The sequence below is a fragment of the bacterium genome, assembly GCA_040755795.1.
Taxonomy (GTDB): domain Bacteria; phylum UBA9089; class CG2-30-40-21; order CG2-30-40-21; family SBAY01; genus JBFLXS01.
Genome location: JBFLXS010000687.1, coordinates 1 through 1,384, shown reverse-complemented (window position 1 = coordinate 1,384; position 1,384 = coordinate 1). Strand labels below are relative to the sequence as shown.

At 33.8% G+C, this 1,384-nt stretch carries 1 protein-coding gene; it reads right to left on the bottom strand.

What is annotated here, in order from left to right; genetic code table 11:
- Positions 1-109: 109 nt before the first annotated feature.
- Positions 110-742 (bottom strand): fibronectin type III domain-containing protein, encoded by a 633-nt coding sequence (locus AB1414_20945; GenBank protein MEW6609879.1) that lies wholly within the window; start codon positions 740-742, stop codon positions 110-112.
- Between the last annotated feature and the right edge of the window lie 642 nt (positions 743-1,384).

The following is a 1,384-nucleotide window of genomic DNA, read 5'->3' as shown; positions in this document are numbered from 1 at the left end:
AAGTATTATTTTTACTAAAATTGTAAATATTCGTAGGCACATTTTTTGAACATATTTTAGTCGTATCCCATTGATATACATAGACTTAAGTCTATTTTTTAGGTAATTTTTAGGGGGAAGTTCCGTTATAAGAATTATAAGCCTTGACACGATAATAATAAGTAGTCGTTTGCTCTAACCCTTTATCTTGAAAGGAGGTAATATTTGCTCCTACCGTAGTTATTGTTCCATAGTTTCCATTTATACCTGTTTTTCTTTCTATTCTGAATTCTGTTTCATCATCAGATTTATCTTGCCAGGAAAGATTTATTTGATTCCATGATACTGCTGTGGCAATAAGATTGGTTGGGGTACCAGGAGGTTGCTCTGAGATAGTCTTAAATTTCCAAATAGAACCGATGGTAGAAGAGCCATAATTATCTGTGGCAACTACTTGCCAGTAATACCACATGCCAGAAGCTAATTGAGTTACACTATAGGTAGTTTCTGTCTGATTATTACAAATTTGTGGTGGCGGGGTAATTGTTCCAAAGTAGATATTATAGGTAACGGTATCAGTTGAATCAGCATCTCCACCCGTCCAGCTTAAAGTTATACTAAGGTTTTGATTAGTAGCTCCATCTGATGGGAAGGGAGCACTTGGTTTATTAGGTGGATTATTAGCCCATGTTGTTACCACAATAAATAACAAAGATATAAAACTCAAATTAAAGATTAAGAAAAGTTTCGTTATTGACTTCATTAATTGCCTTCCTTCAATAAAAACTGGTAATGTCAAAATTTTTTACCTAAATTTCTCTTAACTCTCTATATTTTCAAATAGTTATGTCCATTTGGCTTGCCTCCCCCCATTTTTTATGATAAAATGGGGAAAAATATATGCGTCTGGTTTCTCTCAAAATCACTAAAAGAACAAGATAGCAGAATATTGTCTCTGACCTTATCGCTATGAAATCTTTACTTCACGAAAATCGCATCCAGTAACACCTCTTTCAATCATAGTTTTCTTTAATCGGTCTGAAATGAAAGAGTCAATAGGGGGTCAGTCAATAGGGGGTCACATCTTGGAGTCAATAGGGGGTCACATCTTAAATTGTGAATTAGAAATAGAGGACTGTAACACCAAATGAAGAAGTTCTTTAACCTTTCCTTCCTATTGTATTCTCCAGTCCCTTGCCATAATGGTAAAAGTATATCATGAATAAATGATTTTGTCAAGTTTTAATTCACAATTCAAGATGTGACTCCCCTATTGACTAGATTTCACTATTAGCGTTATTTTCAGACACCACGGATTTCTTTGCTATTCGTCAATATTTGTAACCATTAACATTCTAAAGAACTAAACTTTTGCGTTTTTTGCTAACACTTTGTATTTCAATCT

Bases quoted from the DNA above. Each gene is read 5' to 3' on its own strand.
- AB1414_20945 (MEW6609879.1), bottom strand. From the start codon at position 742: ATGAAGTCAATAACGAAACTTTTCTTAATCTTTAATTTGAGTTTTATA.